Below are 717 nucleotides of genomic sequence, written 5' to 3' on the forward strand. Positions count from 1 at the left end.
CCGGTTGCACGAATTGCTCCCGTGGAATTGGAAAGCCGCTCAAAATATCAGGAAAGCAGCCTGACCGCGTCACTCGCCGGATGGTTACTCAGCAAGCAGGGCGACGGCTATCTTCGGCACCTGCTCGTCGTTGGCGCAACGCGCAGTGATGCGGTTGGCCCGCAAAGACAACGCCAGCCGCAGTTGGGCGACGAAGCTGCTGGAGCGCAAGCCAGCAAAGCTGGCCGCCGTGGCTTTGGCCAACAAAACCGCGCGCATCGCCTGGGTAGTGATGACGCGGGGAGTGACCTACGCAGTGCCGAACGCGGCGTAGACAGCATCCACCCCGCCGGTGTCGGACGGCTCGGCGGGGTGGGGGCAAGGGTGGTGAGACGTGATGACGAACCGGCAGGACCGGGGGATCGGCCAAACCCACGGGGACCAAGCGCCACCGAGCGCGATGAGGTGATTTGGGCACCGATCAGCGGAATTCATCAAGGCCAGCAGCCAGCGACTGCGACAACAGGCCGGGCACATGGATGCATCCTTCTCGGCCAGTCAGCGCGGATTTCCCTCTTGCGCCAGAGGGGCCGTCCACACATCGTTTCTTCGACGGCATTAGCTTGCCACCGATCCCAGAAGGTGGAAGGCCCTCTGTGCCAATGACGGTGAGACATCAGCCCGGCTGAAGTTTAAGCTCGAGGGCGTAGGAAATTCATCGCGTGACCATGCCCAACA

General features: G+C 62.6%; 1 pseudogene. It reads left to right on the forward strand.

The window, feature by feature from the left end:
- Positions 1-87: 87 nt before the first annotated feature.
- A pseudogene (locus EJ903_RS26420) lies at positions 88-313 on the forward strand (IS110 family transposase); the annotation flags it as partial.
- Positions 314-717: the final 404 nt, after the last annotated feature.

Source organism: Azospirillum griseum (genome assembly GCF_003966125.1).
GTDB classification, from domain to species: domain Bacteria; phylum Pseudomonadota; class Alphaproteobacteria; order Azospirillales; family Azospirillaceae; genus Azospirillum; species Azospirillum griseum.